The organism is Pseudomonas sp. B20(2017) (genome assembly GCF_002113125.1).
Taxonomy (GTDB): Bacteria; Pseudomonadota; Gammaproteobacteria; order Pseudomonadales; family Pseudomonadaceae; genus Aquipseudomonas.
The window spans coordinates 221,322-240,101 of record NZ_NEJP01000005.1; the positions used below are offsets into that span (position 1 = coordinate 221,322).

Here is an 18,780-nt window from a genome sequence, read left to right on the forward strand (position 1 = left end):
GTCTTAACCTCGCGCCTCTTTCTTGCCATCGGCATCGACACTGGCGGCCAGAATGGCCAGGACCAGTTGCTGGAAATCCAGACCGGCCGCTTTCGCCGCCATCGGTACCAGGCTGTGATCGGTCATGCCGGGAGCCGTGTTGACTTCCAGGAACCAGAATTTGCCATCGGCGTCCTGCATCACGTCCGCCCGGCCCCAACCGGCAATACCCAGCGCCTCGCAGGCTTGCGCCGTGAGGTCCATGAGTTCTTTTTCCTTGGCGGCATCGAGCCCGCACGGAATCCGATACTGGGTATCGTTGGCGATGTACTTGGCGTCGTAGTCGTAGAACGTGTGTGGCGTACCCAGGGCGATAGGAGGCAACACCTGGTCACGCAGGGTGGCAATGGTGAACTCGGGACCGTGGATCCATTGCTCGACCAACACTTGCGAATCGTAGGTACTGGCCGCTTTCCATGCGTCGATCAACTCGGACGCGGAAGTCACTTTGGCCATCCCGATACTTGAACCTTCATGCGCCGGTTTGACGATCAAAGGGAAGCCCAGTTCCGTCGCTGCCGAAATACAATCGGCCTCGCTGCGCAGCACGGCGTGACGCGGCGTCGGAATCCCGAGCGTGTGCCAGACCTGCTTGGTGCGCAACTTGTCCATCGCCAGCGCCGAAGCCAGGATGCCGCTGCCGGTGTACGGAATGCCGGCCACTTCGAGCAGGCCCTGCATGCTGCCGTCTTCACCGCCGCGACCGTGGAGAATGATGAACGCACGGTCGATCTTCTCGCTCAGCAGGCGCTGCAGGATGTCGGCGCCGACATCGATCCCGAACGCATCCACACCCGCGCTTTGCAGCGCAGTGAGCACGGCGTTGCCGGACTTCAGCGAGACTTCACGCTCGGCACTCAGGCCACCGAACAGCACGGCCACACGGCCGAAGTCTTTCGGGGCAATGGTGGAGAACAGATTGGCGTAGGCAGCAGTCATTTCAACTTCCCCTCGACCGATGCCGCCACGGCACCGGCGAACAACTCGCTTTTCAACAGTTTCGGTGCGAGACCGCCGATATCACCGGCGCCCTGGCACAGCAGAATGTCGCCGGCACGCAGCAGCGGCTTGACCAGCGGCGCCAGGTCGACGCCGCGCTCGATGTAGATCGGGTCGAGCTGACCGCGCTGGCGGATGCTGTTGCACAGCTTGCGGCTGTCGGCGCCCGGGATCGGCTCTTCGCCGGCCGGATAGACTTCCATCAGCAGCAGTACGTTGGCGTCGGCCAGTACATTGACGAAATCGTCGTACAGGTCGCGGGTGCGGCTGTAGCGGTGCGGCTGGTAGACCATCACCAGACGGCGCTCAGGCCAGCCACCACGAACGGCTTTGATCACCGCTGCGACTTCGGTCGGGTGGTGACCGTAGTCGTCGACCAGCATCACATTGCCGCCGTCCACCGGCAGTTCGCCGTAGACCTGGAAGCGTCGGCCGACGCCCTGGAACCCGGACAGGCCCTGGACGATGGCTTCATCGCTGACGCCTTCGTCGGTGGCGATGCAGATGGTTGCCAGCGCGTTGAGCACGTTGTGGTTGCCCGGCATGTTCACGGACACATCCAGCGGCTCGCGATCAGGACGCAGCACGGTGAAGAAGGTCTGCATACCCTGCTGGCGCACATTGATCGCGCGCACGTCAGCGTCTTCGCTGAAGCCGTAGGTCACGGTCGGACGCTTCACCTGCGGCAGGATTTCACGCACCACCGGATCGTCCAGGCACATCACCGCCAAACCGTAGAACGGCAGGTTGTGCAGGAACTCGACGAAGGTTTTCTTCAGTTTGTTGAAGTCGCCGTCGTAGGTCGCCATGTGGTCTGCGTCGATGTTGGTGACCACGGCCACCAGCGGTTGCAGGTGCAGGAAGCTGGCGTCGCTCTCGTCGGCCTCGGCGATCAGGTAACGGCTGGTGCCGAGCTGGGCATTGGTGCCCGCTGCATTCAGACGGCCACCGATGACGAAGGTCGGATCCAGGCCACCGGCCGCGAACACCGAAGCGATCAGGCTGGTGGTGGTGGTCTTGCCGTGGGTACCGGCAACGGCGATGCCGTGGCGATAGCGCATCAGTTCGGCGAGCATCTCGGCACGCGGCACCACCGGAATACGACGCTCAAGGGCGGTCGCCACTTCCGGGTTGGAGGTGTTGACGGCGCTCGACACCACCAGCACATCGGCGGCAGCGGCGTTCTCGGCACGGTGGCCGATGAAGATCTGTGCACCGAAGGATTCCAGGCGCTCGGTCACCGGCGAAGCTTTCAGGTCGGAACCGGACACTTCATAGCCCAGGTTCAGCAACACTTCGGCAATACCGCACATGCCCACGCCGCCGATCCCGACGAAGTGGATGCGACGGATGCGGCGCATTTCCGGTTGCGGCATGGCTTTCTGATTCTCAACCATGGGCCACCTCCAGACAGGTATCGACCACGCTACGGGTGGCTTCGGGTTTCGCCAGTCGGCGGGCCGCTTGGGCCATTTGTTCGAGTCGTTGCGGTTGCATCAAGACCTCTGTCAGGCGCGCGGCAAGGTCCGCGGCACCAGTCGTTCTTTGCGGCATCAGGAAGGCAGCGCCTTCGCGGGCCAAATAATCGGCGTTGCGGGTCTGGTGATCGTCGATCGCGTGGGGCAAGGGCACCAGCATCGAGGGCAGACCGGCGGCGGCCAGTTCGCTGATGGTCAATGCGCCGGCGCGGCACACCACCAGGTCAGCCCAGCCATAGGCCTGGGCCATGTCTTTTATGAACGGCTGCACCTGCGCATCCACGCCGGCGGCGCGGTAGCGCTCTGCAGTCACTTCCTCGTGGTTTCTGCCAGCCTGATGGAACACTTCCGGACGCAAGTCGGCAGCGACTTGTGCCAGGGCTTCAGGCAGCAACTTGTTCAACGGCTCTGCGCCCAGGCTTCCGCCCAGGATCAGCAAACGCGCCTTGCGTCCGGCCAGGGCCGGGCGCGGTGTTTCGAGGAACAGCTCGCTGCGCACCGGGTTACCGGTGGTACGGCGGCTGTCCGACAGGGTAAAGGTGTCAGGGAAGGCTTCACACACCCGGGCGGCGAACGGCACCAGCAACCGATTGGCGGTGCCGGCCACGGCGTTCTGCTCATGAACGATCACCGGCACGCCGGCCAGTTTGGCGGCGATACCGCCGGGGCCGGTCACATAGCCGCCGAATCCGACCACGCACACCGGACGCAACCGGCGAATGATCGCCCGCGCCTGCCACACCGATTTCAGCAACATGAACGGTGCCTTGAGCAACGACAGCTTGCCCTTCCCGCGCAGGCCAGTGGCGTTGATGCGGTGCAATTCAAGACCTGCCGCCGGCACCAGATCGTTCTCGATCCCGCGCGGCGTGCCGAGCCAGTGCACGGTGTAGCCGCGCGCCTGGAATTCACGGGCACAGGCCAGCGCCGGGAACACGTGCCCGCCGGTGCCGCCGGCCATGATCAATACGTTAGCGCCCATGGTTCGGCTCCTCGGCGAAGTCGCTCTCATGGAATTCCATCTCTTCACTGCCCAGGTGGGTCCGGCTCTCCCACTCGATCCTCAGCAACAGGCCAAGGCAGGCGCAGCAGATCACCAGGGAACTGCCGCCATAGCTGAGGAACGGCAAGGTCAGGCCCTTGGTCGGCAGCAGGCCGACGTTCACGCCGATGTTGATCAGGAACTGGCCGATCCACAGGAACGACAGCCCGTAGGCAACATAAGCGGCAAAAAACTGTTTGGCTTTCTCGGCCCACAGACCGATGTACATCCCGCGAATACACACGAACACGAACAGCGCCACGGTGCACAGCGAGCCCACGGCGCCAAGCTCTTCGGCCAGAACCGAGAACACGAAGTCGGTGTGCGCTTCCGGCAGGTAGAACTGCTTCTGCACGCTGTTGCCCAGGCCAACGCCCAGCCATTCACCGCGACCGAACGCGATCAAGGCTTGCGACAACTGATAACCGGCACCGAACTGGTCGGCCCACGGGTCGGCGAAGTTGGTCAGACGCGCCATCCGGTACGGTTGCATCTGAATCAGCAACACCACCGCTCCGACGGCCAGCACCACCATCAGCGAGAACCGGAACAGCCCGACCCCGCCGAGGAACAGCATCGCCGCCGCAGCGCCCATCATCACGACGGTGGCACCGAAGTCTGGCTCCATCAGCAACAGGCCCGCCATCGGCAGCAGCACGATGAACGGCTTGAAGAAGCCCATCCAGCTCTCGCGCACTTCTTTCTGGCGACGCACCAGGTAACCGGCGAGGTAGATCACCACGAACACCTTGGCGATCTCGGACGGCTGGACGTTAAAGAAGCTGAAGCCGATCCAGCGCATCGAACCGTTCACCTCACGTCCGATACCCGGGATGATCACCATCACCAGTAATCCGAACGCGCCGATCAGCATCATCCAGCCCAGTCGTTGCCAGGTGGCAATCGGGATCATCATCGTGACGATGCACGCACCCAGGCCCAGCACCACGTAGATCAGGTGACGGGTCATGTAATACAGAGCACTACCCGACTGCGCCGCGCCGACTTCAGTCGATGCCGAAGCGATCATGATCAGGCCCAGACCGAGCAGCGCCAGGCAACCGGCGAGCATCGGGAAGTCGAGGTCGATCCCGCGTCCGGTGATCAGCGGCGACGGGTATGGCTTGATGATGTTTCTCAAGCTCATGCCAGGTCCTCCACGGCGCGGACGAACTGGTGACCACGGTCTTCGTAGTTCTTGAACATGTCGAAACTGGCGCAGGCCGGTGACAGCAGCACGACGTCACCCGGCTGGGCGGCGGCGCGGCATTGGGCGACCGCGTCGACCAGCGTGGTCGCGCGAATCAGCGGCACGGCATCGCCGATCGCTTCGCCGATCTTGTCGGAGTCGCGGCCCATCAGGATCACGGCGCGGCAATGGGTTGCCACCGGATCGCGCAGGTCCTTGAATTCGGCACCCTTGCCGTCGCCACCGGCGATCAGCACGACCTTGCCGTCGATGTCCGCCCCCAGACCTTCGATGGCAGCCAGTGCGGCGCCGACGTTGGTGGCTTTGGAATCGTTGTAGTAACCGACGCCGTCCAGATCACGCACCCACTGGCAACGGTGTTCGAGACCGGCGAAGGTGCGCAGCGCTGCCAGCATGGCGTCGAACGGCAGCCCGACCGCGTGGCCGAGCGCCAGCGCCGCCAGGGCGTTGGACTGGTTGTGGGCGCCGCGAATCTTCAGTTCGCGCACCGGCATCAGGTTCTGGAATTCGAAGGCCAGGTATTTCTCGCCATTCTCTTCGCGCAGGCCGAATGCCTTGAAATCGGGTTTGGTCAGGCCGAAGGTCCAGCACGGCTGGCCCTCGCCCATCAGCGGACGGGTCAACGCATCCTGACGGTTGACCACGAACTGCTTCGCGCCACGGAAGATCCGGTGCTTGGCCAGGTGATAGGCCGGCAGACCGCTGTAGCGGTCCATGTGGTCTTCGCTGATGTTGAGCACGGTCGCCACTTCGGCGTTGAGCTGGTCGGTGGTTTCCAGCTGGAAGCTCGACAGCTCCATCACGTACAGCTCGACGTCATCGCTGAGCAGATCCAGCGCCGGCGTACCGAGGTTGCCGCCCACGGCCACGCGTTTGCCGGCCGCAGCCGCCATCTCGCCGACCAGGGTGGTGACGGTGCTTTTTGCGTTGGAACCGCTGATGGCCACGATCGGCGCCTTCGCGTTACGCGCGAACAGCTCGATGTCGCCGGACAGCTTCACGCCACGGGCCGCGGCGGCTTGCAGGGCCGGGGTCGCCAGCGCCAGGCCGGGGCTCACGTAGAGCTCGTCGGCACGGCACAGGAACTCGACGTCCAGCTCGCCACAACGCACTTCCACGTGCGGATAGTCACGCTGGAGCGTGGCCAGTTCCGGTGGATTTTCCCGCGTGTCGGCCACGGCAAACGCCACGCCCCGGTTCGCCAGGAAGCGAACCAGGGACATGCCGCTCTTGCCGAGGCCGACAACGATGCGGAAGTGGTCAGAAGCGATCAGAGACACTCGTTCTACCTCAGCTTCAGGGTGGCAAGGCCGATCAGCACGAGAATCACGGTGATGATCCAGAAACGGACGATCACGCGCGGCTCGGGCCAGCCCTTGAGTTCAAAGTGGTGGTGAATCGGTGCCATGCGGAACACACGGCGACCGGTCAGCTTAAAGGACGCAACCTGAATGACGACTGACAGGGTTTCCATCACGAACACGCCGCCCATGATGAACAGGACGATTTCCTGACGGACGATTACCGCGATGGTGCCCAGGGCCGCACCCAGCGCCAGTGCGCCGACGTCACCCATGAAGACTTGCGCCGGGTAGGTGTTGAACCACAGGAAGCCCAGGCCGGCACCGATCAAGGCGCCGCAGAACACGATCAGCTCGCCTGCGCCCGGTACGTAAGGGATCAGCAGGTATTCAGCGAACTTCACGTTACCCGACAGGTAGCAGAAGATGCCCAGGCCACCGCCGACCATCACCGTCGGCATGATCGCCAGACCGTCGAGGCCGTCGGTGAGGTTGACCGCGTTGCTCGAACCGACGATCACGAAGTACGTCAGCACGATGAAGCCGGCGCCCAGCGGAATGCTGTAGTCCTTGAGCATCGGCAGGATCAAGGTGGTTTCCACCGGAGTGCTTGCAGTCATATAAAGGAAGATTGCCGCACCGAGGCCGAACACCGACTGCCAGAAATATTTCCAGCGGCTTGGCAGGCCACGGGAGTTCTTCTCGATCACCTTGCGGTAGTCATCGACCCAGCCGATGGCGCCGAACAGCAGGGTCACCAGCAGCACGACCCACACGTAGCGGTTGCTCAGGTCAGCCCACAGCAAAGTGCTGACACCGATCGAAGACAGAATCAGCGCGCCGCCCATGGTCGGCGTACCGGATTTGGACAGGTGCGATTGCGGGCCGTCGTTACGAACGGACTGACCGATCTGACGGTTCTGCAGGGTGCGGATCATCCACGGGCCGTAGCACAGCGACAAGACCAGCGCGGTCAGCACACCGAGAATCCCGCGCAGGGTCAGGTACTGGAAGACCGCGAAGCCTTTGTAGAACTGTTGCAGATACTCCGCTAGCAGCAGCAGCATTAATGTTTCTCCAGACTGGACCCGCACAGGGCCGCAACGATGTTTTCCATCGCTGCGCTGCGCGAACCCTTGATCAAAATGGTGGTGTTTGTGTCCTGCTCGGCGCCGAGGGCCTGGATCAGTTCGGCTTGGGTGCCGAAGTGATGCGCCTCGTTACCGAATGCGTTCACAGCGTGGACCATGTTCGGCCCGACGGCGTAAAGCGCGGAAACCTTGCCCCGGGCGTATTCGCCCACGTCGCGGTGCCCCTGCTCCGCCCAGTCGCCCAACTCGCCGATATCCCCGAGCACCAGGACGGTGCGACCGGAAAAGCCGGCGAGTATATCAATGGCCGCGCACATAGAGGTGGGGTTCGCGTTGTAAGTGTCATCGATCACGCGCATGCCGTTTTTCGCCAGTTGCGCGACGGTGCGCCCCTTGACCGGTTGTACCGCGCCAAGCCCGGTGGCGATGCCGAACAGCGACACGCCCAAAACGTGCGCGGCAGCGGCGGCGGCCATGGCGTTGGCGACGTTGTGGGTGCCGAGCAGATTCAGTTGAACCCGCTCCACACCTTCAGGACTGTGCAGGTTGAACGCCGGGCAGCCACGGGCATCGGTGGCCAGGTCGCTGGCGTAAAAATCCGCCTGAGTGTTGCTCAGGGCAAACGTCAGCACCTTGCGGGCGCCGGCGCGGGTCTTCCAGATGCCAAACGCCTTGTCATCGAGGTTCAGCACCGCGACGCCGTCGGCCGCGAGCCCTTCAATGATTTCGCCCTTGGCTTCGACGATTTTCTCCGGCCCGCCGAACTCACCAACGTGGGCGGTCCCGGCGTTGTTGAGGATCGCCACATGCGGCTTGGTCAGCCCGACGGTGTAGGCGATTTCACCCAGGCGCGAGGCGCCCAGTTCGATCACCGCCGCGCTGTGTTCCGGGGCGAGTTCGAGCAGGGTCAGCGGTACGCCGAGGTCGTTGTTCAGGTTGCCACGGGTCGCGTGTACCGAACCGCGCGTGCGCAGGATGCTCGCGAGCATTTCCTTGACTGTGGTCTTGCCACTGGAACCGGTAACGGCGGCGACCGGCTTGGTGAAGGCGGCACGGTTCAGCGCACCCAATTGGCCGAGCGCCTGGCGGGTGTCCTTGACCAGCAATTGCGGCAGCGTGCTGTCGGCGACTTCGCGCTCGACCAATGCAGCAACGGCGCCTTTGGCGGCGACTTCATTCAAATAGTCATGACCGTCGAAACGCGGGCCGGTCAGGGCGATAAACAGTTGGCCGGCCTTGATCGCGCGGCTGTCGATGCTCACGCCGTCAAAACTGGCGTCGGCACTGATCAGACGGGCATCGAGCGCGTTGGTCAATTCGCTGAGTTTCAGGGCCTTAAGCATGGGCCACCTCCCACGCGGTCAAGGCGTGATCGGCCTCGACCAGATCCGAGAATGCATGGCGTTCGCCGTTGATTTCCTGATAGTCCTCGTGACCTTTGCCGGCCAGAACGATCACGTCATCCGCCGACGCGCCGGCAATCAGTTGCGCGATGGCCTGGCCGCGACCGGCCACGAACGTCACCTTGTCCACAGCCGTGAAACCGGCGCGGATGTCATCAAAAATGACGGCTGGATCTTCGGTACGCGGATTGTCATCGGTCACCAGCACGCGGTCGGCCAGACGCTCGACCACTTCGGCCATCAGCGGACGCTTGCCGCGATCGCGATCACCGCCGCAGCCGAACAGGCACAGCAATTGACCTTTGACGTGCGGACGCAATGCGGTCAGAACTTTTTCCAGGGCATCCGGCGTGTGGGCGTAATCGACCACTACCAGCGGCTGGGTGCCGCCGCCGAGACGCTGCATGCGTCCGGCCGGACCTTCGAGTTTCGGCAACACCTTGAGGATTTCGTCGAGCGCGTAGTCGAGACCGAGCAGCGCACCGACGGCGGCCAGCACGTTGCTCAGGTTGAAACGACCGAGCAGCGTGCTGCGCAGATGGTGCTCGCCCTGCGGCGTGACCAGCGTGGCGCGCACGCCATGATCGTCGAACTGCGCTTCGCGGACATACAGATAGGCGCTGCTGTCGAGCAGGCTGTAAGTGATCAAACGCGACTCACGTTTTTCAGCGGCCAGTTGCCGGCCGAAATCGTCGTCGAGGTTGACCACGCGGCACTTCAGGTCATTCCAGGCAAACAGCCGGGCTTTGGCCTCGGCGTAAGCTTCCATGGTGCCGTGGTAATCCAGGTGATCGCGGGACAGGTTGGTCATCACCGCCACATCGAATGCCAGCGCGGTAACCCGGCCCTGATCCAGACCGTGGGACGAGACTTCCATGGCCACGGCTTTGGCGCCGGCCTTTTTCAGGTCGCCCAGGGTCGCTTGCATGGCAATCGGATTCGGCGTGGTGTGCAGGCCGCTTTGCAGCGCGCCATGGAAACCGGAGCCGAGGGTGCCGACGATGCCGCAATGCTGACCGAGCAGATCCAGCGCCTGCGCTACCAGTTGGGTCACGCTGGTCTTGCCGTTGGTGCCGGTCACGCCGATCAGGTTCAGGTGATGACTTGGCTCGCCGTAAAAACGCCCGGCGATGTCCGACAGCTGCGCCGCCAGGCCCTTGACCGGAATCAGCGGCACTTCGGTGATCGGCAGCACGGTGGCGCCTTCCACTTCATAGGCCACGGCAGCAGCCCCTCGCTGCAAGGCGTCGGCAATGTGCGCACGCCCGTCGAACTTGCCGCCGGGCACGGCGAGGAACAGGTCACCCGCGCGTACGTTGCGACTGTCGAGCGCCAGTTCACGGATCAACAGATCGTGGCCGGCGTGGGGGAAAATCTTGTTCAGACTCAGAGACATCAGCCGCGCCCTCCATTGGCTTTCAGCGGAACGGCCGGGGTGGCGTTGGCCTGTTGTGTGGTCGGCAGGTTGTCCGGGGTGACGTTCATCAGGCGCAAGGTGCCCGACATCACACGGCTGAACACCGGCGCCGAGACCAGACCACCGAAGTAACCGGCCTTGGTCGGTTCATCGATCACTACGACGATTGCATAACGTGGATCGCTCATCGGGCCGAAACCGGCGAACAGCGAGCGGTAAGAGTTTTCGGCGTAGCCCTTGGTGCCGACCGATGTTTTACGCGCGGTACCGGACTTGCCGCCCACGTGATACGCCGGCACCTGCGCACGGAACACGCCGCGCGGGGCTTCGATCACTTGTTGCAGCATGCCTTGCATGGTTTTGGCGACGGCTTCCGGCAACACCTGGGTGGTCTGTGGCGCCTTGTCGGTTTTGATCAGGGTCAGCGGTGCCAGACGACCATTGTTGGCCAGCGCCGAGAACGCGTGCACCAGCTGGATCGCGGTCACCGAAATACCGTAGCCGTAAGACAGCGTCGCGGTCTCGGCCTTGCGCCACTCGCGGTAATTCGGCAGGTTGCCGACACGTTCGCCCGGGAAGCCGAGGCCGGTGTCCTGGCCGAGGCCGACTTTCTGTGCGAGGCGGAAAATGGTTTCGCCGCCGATATCGAACGCGACCTTACTCATGCCGACGTTACTGGAATTGATCAGAATGCCGGTCAGGTCGAGTACCGGACCTTCGGTCTTCGATACGTCCTTGATCGTGTATTTGCCGATCTGCAGGGAGCCCGGATACACCTCGACGGTGTCGCTCGGTTTCCAGCGGCCGGTTTCGATCGCGGCGCTCATCGAGATCGCTTTCATGGTCGAACCGGGTTCGAACACGTCGATCATCGCGCGGTTACGCATCATCGCCGGCTGCAGGTTGCGACGGTTGTTCGGGTTGTAGGTCGGCTGGTTGACCATGGCGAGGATTTCACCGGTCTTCACGTCCATGATCACCAGGCTACCGGCCTTGGCGCCGTTCTCGATGATCGCGTTGCGCAGTTCGCGGTTGGCCAGATATTGCAGACGCAGGTCAATCGACAACGCCAAGGGCTTGCCGGCCTTGGCGTTTTTGGTGACCTGGACATCCTTGATCAGCCGTCCGCGCCGATCCTTGATGACTTGCCGCTTACCGGGCACGCCGGCCAGCCATTCATCGTAGGCCAGCTCGACGCCTTCACGACCGTGGTCATCGATGTCGGTGAACCCGACCATGTGCGCTGTCACTTCACCGGCCGGGTAGAACCGGCGGAATTCTTCGATGCCGTAGACGCCGGGCACTTTCAGGTCGAGCACGGCCTGGCCCTGCTCAGGGGTCAACCCGCGCACCAGATAAATGAATTCTTTGTTGGCCTGGGCTTCGAGACGTTCGGCCAGGGCTTTCGGATCCTGCCCCAGCGCGGCGGCCAGTGCCGGCCACTTCTCTTTGGCGGTCTGCATTTCCTTGGCGTTCGCCCAGAGCGTGGTCACCGGGGTACTCACCGCCAGAGGCTCGCCGTTACGGTCGGTGATCAGACCACGGTGAGCCGGAATCGGAATGTGCCGAAGACTGCGCGCATCGCCCTGGCCTTTGAGGAAGTCACGGTCGACCACTTGCAGGTCGATGATGCGCCAGCAGATGGCTGCGACCATCACGCCGAGCAGTGCCACCATCAGACGGAAACGCCACGGGAAGAGAGCCCCCTCGAGTTTCATCATGGCGCCACCATCTTCACGTCAGCCGCGCCGGGGATGTGCATCTTCAGTTGTTCGGTGGCCAGCACTTCGATCCGGCTGTGGGCGGTCCAGGTGCTTTGCTCCAGGATCAGGCGCCCCCACTCGGCCTGCGCCTTGTCGCGCACGCTCAGTTCGTTGTAAAGGGTGTTGAGCAACTGCCGGTTCCAGTGGGCGCTATAAGACACACCGATGGCCGACACGAGCACGCCGATGAACAGCAGCAGCATGAAAAAGCTGCCGCCGGGCAGTGGCTTGGCGAAAAGCTTGCTCACCGCAGCTTCTCCGCGACGCGCATGACGGCGCTACGGGAACGTGGGTTGGCTTTGAGTTCGGCGTCGGAGGCCGTCTGCGCTTTGCCATGGACTTTGATTTTCGGTTCGAACGCAACGTGGCGAACCGGCAGGTTGCGTGGCAGGTTGTCGGCTTCGCCTTTCACCAGCTTGCGCATGAACAGTTTGACGATACGGTCTTCCAGCGAGTGGAAGCTGATCACGACCAGACGACCGCCCACTTCCAGGCATTCGAGCGCGGCTTCAAGACCCGCTTCCAGATCGCCCAGTTCGTTGTTGACGTGAATGCGCAGGCCCTGGAAAGCGCGGGTTGCCGGGTTCTTGCCCTTTTCCCACGCCGGGTTGGCGACTTTCAGGACTTCGGCCAGATCGGCGGTGCGCTCGAACGGCGTCATGTCACGGCGCTCGGCCACGGCACGGGCCATGCGACCGGAGAAACGTTCTTCGCCGTACTCCTTGAAAACACGGGCGATTTCTTCCACCGGCGCGGTGTTGACGAACTCGGCTGCGCTGATGCCACGGGACGGATCCATGCGCATGTCCAGCGGGCCATCGTTGAGGAAACTGAAGCCGCGCTCGGCATCATCGAGCTGCGGCGAAGACACGCCCAGATCCAGCAGAATGCCGCTGACCTTGCCGGCCAGCCCCTGTTCGGCAACCACCGAGCCGAGCTCGGCAAAGCTGCGCTGCACAACGACAAAGCGGCCGTCTTCGGCCGCTAGCGTTTGCCCGGTGGCAATCGCTTGAGGATCCTTGTCAAATCCGATGAGCCGACCATCCGGCCCGAGCTTGCTCAGGATCAACCGGCTGTGCCCGCCGCGCCCGAACGTGCCGTCCAGATAGCAGCCATCAGGACGTACGGCGAGAGCCTCGACGGCTTCGTCAAGCAGTACGGTGATGTGGTTAAAGCCGCTATCAATAGTCACAGGATCAGATCACGCAGTTCGTCAGGCATGGCGCCCGGTTGTTGTATGGCAGCCAGGTCAGCGGCAGAAACCGCGTTCCAGGCATCTTCGTCCCACAGTTGGAACTTGTTCAGTTGACCCACCAGCATCGCGCGCTTGTCGAGCTTCGCGTATTCGCGCAGGCGCGGCGGCACCAGGAAACGACCACTGCCGTCGAGCTCGAGGTCAACGGCATTACCAATCAATAAACGTTGCAGACGACGGTTCTCTTCGCGAAGCGAAGGAAGCGCGCGCAACTTGGTTTCAATAATTTCCCACTCATCGAGCGGGTAGACACACAAACATGGATCAACGGCATCAATGGTCACGATCAACTGGCCGGAACTGCGCGAATCGAGCTCGTCACGGTACCGGCTCGGCATGGCGAGACGGCCCTTTGCGTCGAGACTGATAGCGTTAGCTCCGCGAAACACGTCTGCGTTTCTCCAATTTTTATCGTTTTGAGCTCAAAAAACCCACTTCATGCCACTTTCCGCCACTTGCGCACACTATAGGAATGCGCCCACCACACCGTCAAGGCGCGGATTAAAGGAAAACCCTTACAGAACGGAGATTTAGGAGCATAAAAGGAGGAGCAACGAGAATCTGGCGGATGCTTTTATCCAATAACTTGAAGCAGCATTGAAAGCTGCGCTCGAAAGTTAAAGTGATTTGTTAAGAGTAAGATTTTTTCGGTATTACAAAAGCGCTTCTGCTGTTGATTGAAGCAAGGTGGGAAATGGCTATTACTGCGTTTGCCGCTGCCGGATTTCCAGCGCAGGCCTGCTGATAATAAACAGCCCTGTCGCCTTTAATTCAAGCAGGGAAAAGAAAAAGGTGGAGAGTCGATCTGTAAGCCGGGTTCTGTCTTGAACAGTCATTCGTCTACGATGGCCATCACTGGACATCTTTAGCAACCTACCCGGTCCCAGCGCGGGCCACGCCTTGGGACCCTATTTGGTCTTGCTCCAAGTGGGGTTTACCTAGCCACGAACTGTTGCCAGACGTGCGGTGCGCTCTTACCGCACCTTTTCACCCTTACCGGCGCCGAAGCGCTTAGGCGGTTATTTTCTGTGGCACTTTCCGTAGGCTCACGCCTCCCAGGCATTACCTGGCACTTCGCCCTATGGAGCCCGGACTTTCCTCCCCCCCCTAATTTTCATAGAGGGCAGCGACTGTCCGATCGACTCTCCGCCGCGCAGGTTAACGGCAGAGCGGCCGAAGAACAAGCGCTAATAGCCCGCAAACCGGTCTGCGCGACGGGTTACGCGTCTTTTTGCTGATCCAGCGCCACCTGATAAAGCACGTTTTTGCGCTCACCGGTGATTTGCGCCGCCAGGGCCGCCGCACGCTTGAGCGGCATCTCTTCCAGCAACAGATTGAGGATGCGCATCGCCTCGCTGCTGACGGCGTCTTCGGATTCCGGCGCAGTCCAGCCCGCCACCACCACAACGCATTCGCCACGTTGCTGATTGCTGTCGGCCTCGACGAATGCCCGCAACTCGCTCAGCGGCAATCCCTTGAGAGTTTCAAAGGTCTTGGTGATTTCACGAGCGAGCAATGCAGGACGATCAGCGCCGAACACCTCTTCCATATCCTGCAGACATTCCAGAATGCGATGCGGAGCCTCGTAGAAAATCAGCGTGCGCGGCTCTTCCTTGATAGCGTCCAGGCGCGCCTTGCGGCCCACGGCCTTGGCCGGCAGAAAGCCTTCGAAGATAAAACGGTCGGACGGCAAACCTGCAGCCGACAACGCCGCGATCAACGCGCACGCACCCGGCACCGGCACCACATTGATCCCGGCGGCACGAGCCTGACGCACCAGGTGATAGCCGGGATCGGAAATCAGCGGCGTACCCGCATCGGAAATCAGTGCGACGTTGTCGCCCGCCAGCAGACGGGTAATGAAGCGACTGCCTTCATCCCGCTCATTGTGTTCATGACAGGCCGCCAGCGGCGTGGAGATGCCGAAGTGCTGCATCAGGCGCTGGGAGTGGCGCGTATCCTCGGCAGCGATCAGCGCCACCTCGCGCAGGATCTTCAACGCGCGGGCGCTGATGTCATCCAGGTTGCCGATGGGCGTCGCCACCACATAAAGCGAGCCCGCAGCGGAATTCAAAGGACCTGGAGCAGTCAAAGCGCACACCTCATGATCGGTAAAAGCCGCCATTGTAGCGCGTCAGGCGCCGGACGATGCGTCCGGGTCGGACACGGTTTGTCGCACCATTGTGAGGCTGCGCACTGTTTGTATCAGCTAAATTGACGGTTTCACGCCAGTAACATCGCGCCCCGGCCAGTGCTTGGGTACAATTCGACGCTAATTTGATCGAGTATCAGGAACACTTACATGATCGCTTGCCTGCGGCTGTTCACTGCCCTCTGCCTCGCTGCCTTGCTGGCGGCTTGCGCCAGCTCCCCTTCCTCCAGCCTTGGCGAACTTCCACGGACTCCGGATGCCACCATCGAGCAACTGCTCGAACAGGCTGCCCAGGCCAAATCGCCGGACAAGGCTGCGCTGCTGCGCCTGAGTGCGGCAGACATGGCTTACCGCCAGGGCAATGCCGGGCAGTCCGCGCAAATCCTGCAGCAAGTGCCAATGGAACAACTCCAGCCGGGCCAGCAGGCATTTGCCAGCACGCTGTCCGCTGAACTGGCCATGACTCGCAATCAGCCGAAAGCCGCGCTGACTGCCTTGGGCCATCCAAGCCTGCAACGCCTGAGCGAAATGTCGGTACCCCTGCAAGTTCGCGCCGGCACTGTACGCGCCCGCGCCCTTGAAGCCGACGGCCAGACCCTGGCTGCCGCCCGCGAGCGCATCTTCATCGCGCCGATGCTGGAAGGCGAAGCCGCCAGCAAGAACCATGAAGCGATCTGGACCCTGATTGCGTCGCTGCCGGCCGATCAACTGCAAGCGAACACCACCGATGACCTCGGCGGCTGGATGAGCCTGGCCCTGGCTGTTAAAACCGCCGGCACCCTGGAGCAGCAGCAAGCCGCCATCGACAACTGGCGCAACCAGCATCCAAAACACCCAGCCGCGATCAACCTGCCGCTGCCCCTGACCAAACTCAAGGAGCTGGCCAGCCAGCCTCTGAGCAAGATTGCCCTGCTGTTGCCACAGGACGGCCAGTTGGCCTCGGTCGGCAAGGCCCTGCGTGACGGTTTCATGGCCGCGCACTATCAGGCTCAGCAAGCCGGCCAGAAACCACCGGCCATCGAGTTCTACGACAGCTCGAAACTGACCAACCTCGACGAGTTCTACCGCAAGGCCCAGGCCGATGGCGTGCAACTGGTCGTCGGCCCGCTGGAGAAGCCGCTGGTCAAACAGTTGAGCACTCGCCCGCAACTGCCGATCACCACCCTCGCCCTGAACTACAGCGAAGGTGATCAAGGCCCGGCGCAGCTGTTCCAGTTCGGCCTGGCTGCTGAAGACGAAGCCCGCGAAGTCTCCCGTCGAGCCCGTGCCGACGGCCTGCATCGCGCCGCCATCATGGTGCCGAAAGGCGAATGGGGCGACCGGGTCCTGCGTGCCTTCAGCCAGGACTGGCAAGCCAACGGCGGCAGCATCGTCGCCACCGAACGTGTCGATCAGCCGGTGCAACTGGCCCAGCAGATCGCCGACATGTTCCAGCTGCGTCAGAGCGAAGCCCGCGCCAAGAGCCTGCAGAATGCTGCCGGTACCAACGTCGCAGCCCAGCCTTCGCGTCGCCAGGACATCGAATTCATCTTCCTCGCCGCCACCCCGCAACAGGCGCAGCAGATCAAGCCGACCCTGAATTTCCAGTACGCCGGTGACGTGCCTGTCTATGCGACTTCCCACGTGTTCAGCGCCAGCGGTGACGTCAACCAGTACAACGACATGAACGGCGTGCGCTTCTGCGAAACCCCATGGCTGCTGGAAACCAGCGATCCGCTGCGCCAGCAGGTCACCGCACAATGGCCACAAGCCGCCGGTAGCCTCGGCCGCCTGTACGCGATGGGTGTCGATGCCTATCGCCTGGCGCCACGTCTGGATCAGCTCAAGGCGCTGCCAGACAGCCGCATCGAAGGTCAGTCGGGCAGCCTGGGCATGACTCAGTCCCAACGCGTCGTACGTCAGTTGCCATGGGCGCAGTTTGTCAGCGGTCAGGTTCAGCGCCTGCCGGACACTCCACGCTGATGCCCGACAGGTCACACCTGCAAAGCGGCAAGGATGCCGAGCGCCAGGCGCTCGAGCATCTGCAACACCAGGGTCTGCGCCTGCTGGCGCAGAACTGGTTATGCAAACGCGGCGAGCTTGATCTGGTCATGCTTGATGGCGATACAGTAGTATTCGTCGAAGTCCGTTACCGAAAGAACACTCAATGGGGTGGCGCACTCGACAGCATCGATGGGCGCAAACGGCAGAAACTGATTTTCGCCGCGCAGTTTTTTCTTCAGCGCGAGTCGCGTTGGGCCAATTCCCCCTGCCGCTTCGACGTGGTGGCCATCGACAGCCACCAGGGTCAGCTGAACTGGTTGCAGAATGCGTTCGACAGTTGACCGCCTGCTCCGACCCGGACACTTTCACTCAACACTTTTGCTCTTTGCTTTGCGGGCTGCACATTCACGTGCCGAACAGCCGCGCTAATTAAGGTCACACAGATGGACATGCAATCCCGAATTCGCCAGCTTTTCCAGGCCAGCATCGACACCAAGCAACAGGCGATGGACGTACTTGCACCGCACATCGAGCAAGCCAGCCAGGTAATGGTCAACGCCCTGCTCAACGAGGGCAAAATGCTCTCGTGCGGTAACGGCGGCTCGGCCGGCGATGCCCAGCACTTTTCTTCGGAGCTGCTCAACCGTTTCGAACGTGAACGCCCCAGCCTGCCGGCGATCGCGCTGACTACCGACAGCTCGACCATCACCTCGATCGCCAACGACTACAGCTACAACGAAGTGTTCTCCAAGCAGATCCGCGCACTCGGCCAGCCGGGTGACGTCTTGCTGGCGATTTCGACCAGCGGCAACTCGGCGAACATTATTCAGGCGATCCAGGCCGCACATGATCGCGAAATGATTGTCGTAGCATTGACCGGACGCGATGGCGGCGGCATGGCTTCGCTGCTGCTGCCCGAAGACGTCGAGATTCGCGTACCGGCCAACGTTACCGCACGTATTCAGGAAGTCCACTTGCTGGCGATCCATTGCCTTTGCGATCTGATCGACAGCCAACTGTTCGGGAGTGAAGAATGACCCCTAATCGCCTTGGCCTTCTGGCCTTGACCCTGTGCCTCGGCATCAGCGGCTGCACGTCGGTGGTGAATGCCAGCCTCGAAGCGCCGATCGAGGACGACCGTGGCACCCGCACTTTCGGCAGCAAGATCGATGACTCGCTGATCGAAACAAAAGTCGGCGTCAACGTGGCCAAGGCCGATCCGGCCCTGGACAACGACTCGCACATCGTCGTCACCAGCTTCAACGGCGTAGTGCTGCTGGCCGGTCAGACTCCGCGTGCGGACCTCAAGGAGAAGGCCGAACAGGCCGCCGCCAACGTTCAGCGCGTGAAAAAGGTCCATAACGAACTGCAAGTGTTGCAGCCCTCCTCCCTGCTGGCCCGCCAGAACGATGCCTGGCTGACCACCAAGATCAAGACCCAGATGCTCACCGACGCCAGCATTCCCGGCTCACGGATCAAGGTCGTGACCGAGAACGGCATCGTCTACCTGCTGGGCCTGCTGACCAAACAGGAAGCCGCCCAGGCGACCAACCTGGTTCAGGGTGTTTCCGGCGTACAGAAGATTGTGAAGTTGTTCGAATACATCGACTGACCCGCAAAATGCAGGCACAAAAAAGGCGATCCAAC

General features: G+C 62.1%; 17 protein-coding genes and 1 other RNA gene. 4 read left to right on the forward strand and 14 right to left on the reverse strand.

The genetic code is table 11. The features are described from left to right. Positions 1-3 precede the first annotated feature (3 nt). From CAF63_RS09590 to rsmI, 14 genes are all read right to left on the reverse strand, one after another. Positions 4-978: a D-alanine--D-alanine ligase gene (locus CAF63_RS09590; protein ID WP_064383956.1), complete on the reverse strand. Its 975-nt coding sequence runs from the start codon at positions 976-978 to the stop codon at positions 4-6. Next, complete coding sequence (gene murC, locus CAF63_RS09595) at positions 975-2,435, reverse strand: UDP-N-acetylmuramate--L-alanine ligase (protein ID WP_085684693.1); 1,461 nt, start codon at positions 2,433-2,435, stop codon at positions 975-977. Before murC ends, CAF63_RS09590 begins: the two co-directional genes overlap by 4 nt. Beyond that, positions 2,428-3,498: an undecaprenyldiphospho-muramoylpentapeptide beta-N-acetylglucosaminyltransferase gene (murG, locus tag CAF63_RS09600; RefSeq protein WP_085684695.1), complete on the reverse strand. Its 1,071-nt coding sequence runs from the start codon at positions 3,496-3,498 to the stop codon at positions 2,428-2,430. The genes murC and murG overlap by 8 nt, the downstream gene beginning before the upstream one ends. Next, a complete protein-coding gene (gene ftsW, locus CAF63_RS09605) occupies positions 3,488-4,705 on the reverse strand; it encodes a putative lipid II flippase FtsW (protein ID WP_039766247.1) in 1,218 nt (405 codons plus the stop codon). The genes murG and ftsW overlap by 11 nt, the downstream gene beginning before the upstream one ends. Then, on the reverse strand, positions 4,702-6,048 hold the full coding sequence (gene murD, locus CAF63_RS09610) for a UDP-N-acetylmuramoyl-L-alanine--D-glutamate ligase (RefSeq protein ID WP_085684697.1): 1,347 nt from the start codon (positions 6,046-6,048) through the stop codon (positions 4,702-4,704). The genes ftsW and murD overlap by 4 nt, the downstream gene beginning before the upstream one ends. 5 nt (positions 6,049-6,053) lie before the next feature. Continuing rightward, on the reverse strand, positions 6,054-7,136 hold the full coding sequence (mraY, locus tag CAF63_RS09615) for a phospho-N-acetylmuramoyl-pentapeptide-transferase (RefSeq protein WP_007956769.1): 1,083 nt from the start codon (positions 7,134-7,136) through the stop codon (positions 6,054-6,056). Beyond that, complete coding sequence (murF, locus tag CAF63_RS09620; RefSeq protein ID WP_085684699.1) at positions 7,136-8,503, reverse strand: UDP-N-acetylmuramoyl-tripeptide--D-alanyl-D-alanine ligase; 1,368 nt, start codon at positions 8,501-8,503, stop codon at positions 7,136-7,138. Before murF ends, mraY begins: the two co-directional genes overlap by 1 nt. Further along, entirely contained in the window at positions 8,496-9,959 is a 1,464-nt protein-coding gene (locus tag CAF63_RS09625) for a UDP-N-acetylmuramoyl-L-alanyl-D-glutamate--2,6-diaminopimelate ligase (protein ID WP_085684701.1), read from the reverse strand. Before CAF63_RS09625 ends, murF begins: the two co-directional genes overlap by 8 nt. Beyond that, positions 9,959-11,698, reverse strand: a complete 1,740-nt coding sequence (locus CAF63_RS09630; RefSeq protein WP_170929382.1) for a penicillin-binding protein 2 — start codon at positions 11,696-11,698, stop codon at positions 9,959-9,961. Before CAF63_RS09630 ends, CAF63_RS09625 begins: the two co-directional genes overlap by 1 nt. Further along, entirely contained in the window at positions 11,698-11,991 is a 294-nt protein-coding gene (gene ftsL / locus CAF63_RS09635; RefSeq protein WP_007956777.1) for a cell division protein FtsL, read from the reverse strand. Before ftsL ends, CAF63_RS09630 begins: the two co-directional genes overlap by 1 nt. Then, a complete protein-coding gene (gene rsmH, locus CAF63_RS09640) occupies positions 11,988-12,935 on the reverse strand; it encodes a 16S rRNA (cytosine(1402)-N(4))-methyltransferase RsmH (protein WP_085684703.1) in 948 nt (315 codons plus the stop codon). The genes ftsL and rsmH overlap by 4 nt, the downstream gene beginning before the upstream one ends. Further along, positions 12,932-13,387: a division/cell wall cluster transcriptional repressor MraZ gene (gene mraZ, locus CAF63_RS09645; protein ID WP_007917012.1), complete on the reverse strand. Its 456-nt coding sequence runs from the start codon at positions 13,385-13,387 to the stop codon at positions 12,932-12,934. Before mraZ ends, rsmH begins: the two co-directional genes overlap by 4 nt. Positions 13,388-13,790: 403 nt before the next feature. Further along, an RNA gene (gene rnpB, locus CAF63_RS09650) (RNase P RNA component class A) lies at positions 13,791-14,144 on the reverse strand. Between the two features lie 73 nt (positions 14,145-14,217). Then, complete coding sequence (gene rsmI / locus CAF63_RS09655; protein WP_085684705.1) at positions 14,218-15,123, reverse strand: 16S rRNA (cytidine(1402)-2'-O)-methyltransferase; 906 nt, start codon at positions 15,121-15,123, stop codon at positions 14,218-14,220. 177 nt (positions 15,124-15,300) lie between these two features. Here rsmI and CAF63_RS09660 point away from each other — a divergent pair, with 177 nt between their 5' ends. The 4 genes from CAF63_RS09660 (at position 15,301) to CAF63_RS09675 (ending at position 18,745) form a co-directional block, all read left to right on the forward strand. Beyond that, positions 15,301-17,112, forward strand: coding sequence for a penicillin-binding protein activator (locus CAF63_RS09660; RefSeq protein WP_085684707.1), 1,812 nt, complete (start codon positions 15,301-15,303; stop codon positions 17,110-17,112). Then, positions 17,112-17,474 carry a YraN family protein gene (locus CAF63_RS09665; RefSeq protein ID WP_085684709.1) on the forward strand — a complete coding sequence of 121 codons (363 nt, stop codon included), beginning with the start codon at positions 17,112-17,114 and terminating at the stop codon, positions 17,472-17,474. Before CAF63_RS09660 ends, CAF63_RS09665 begins: the two co-directional genes overlap by 1 nt. A gap of 102 nt (positions 17,475-17,576) precedes the next feature. Beyond that, complete coding sequence (locus CAF63_RS09670) at positions 17,577-18,170, forward strand: phosphoheptose isomerase (protein WP_007928463.1); 594 nt, start codon at positions 17,577-17,579, stop codon at positions 18,168-18,170. After that, positions 18,167-18,745: a BON domain-containing protein gene (locus CAF63_RS09675; RefSeq protein WP_085684711.1), complete on the forward strand. Its 579-nt coding sequence runs from the start codon at positions 18,167-18,169 to the stop codon at positions 18,743-18,745. The genes CAF63_RS09670 and CAF63_RS09675 overlap by 4 nt, the downstream gene beginning before the upstream one ends. Positions 18,746-18,780: the final 35 nt, after the last annotated feature.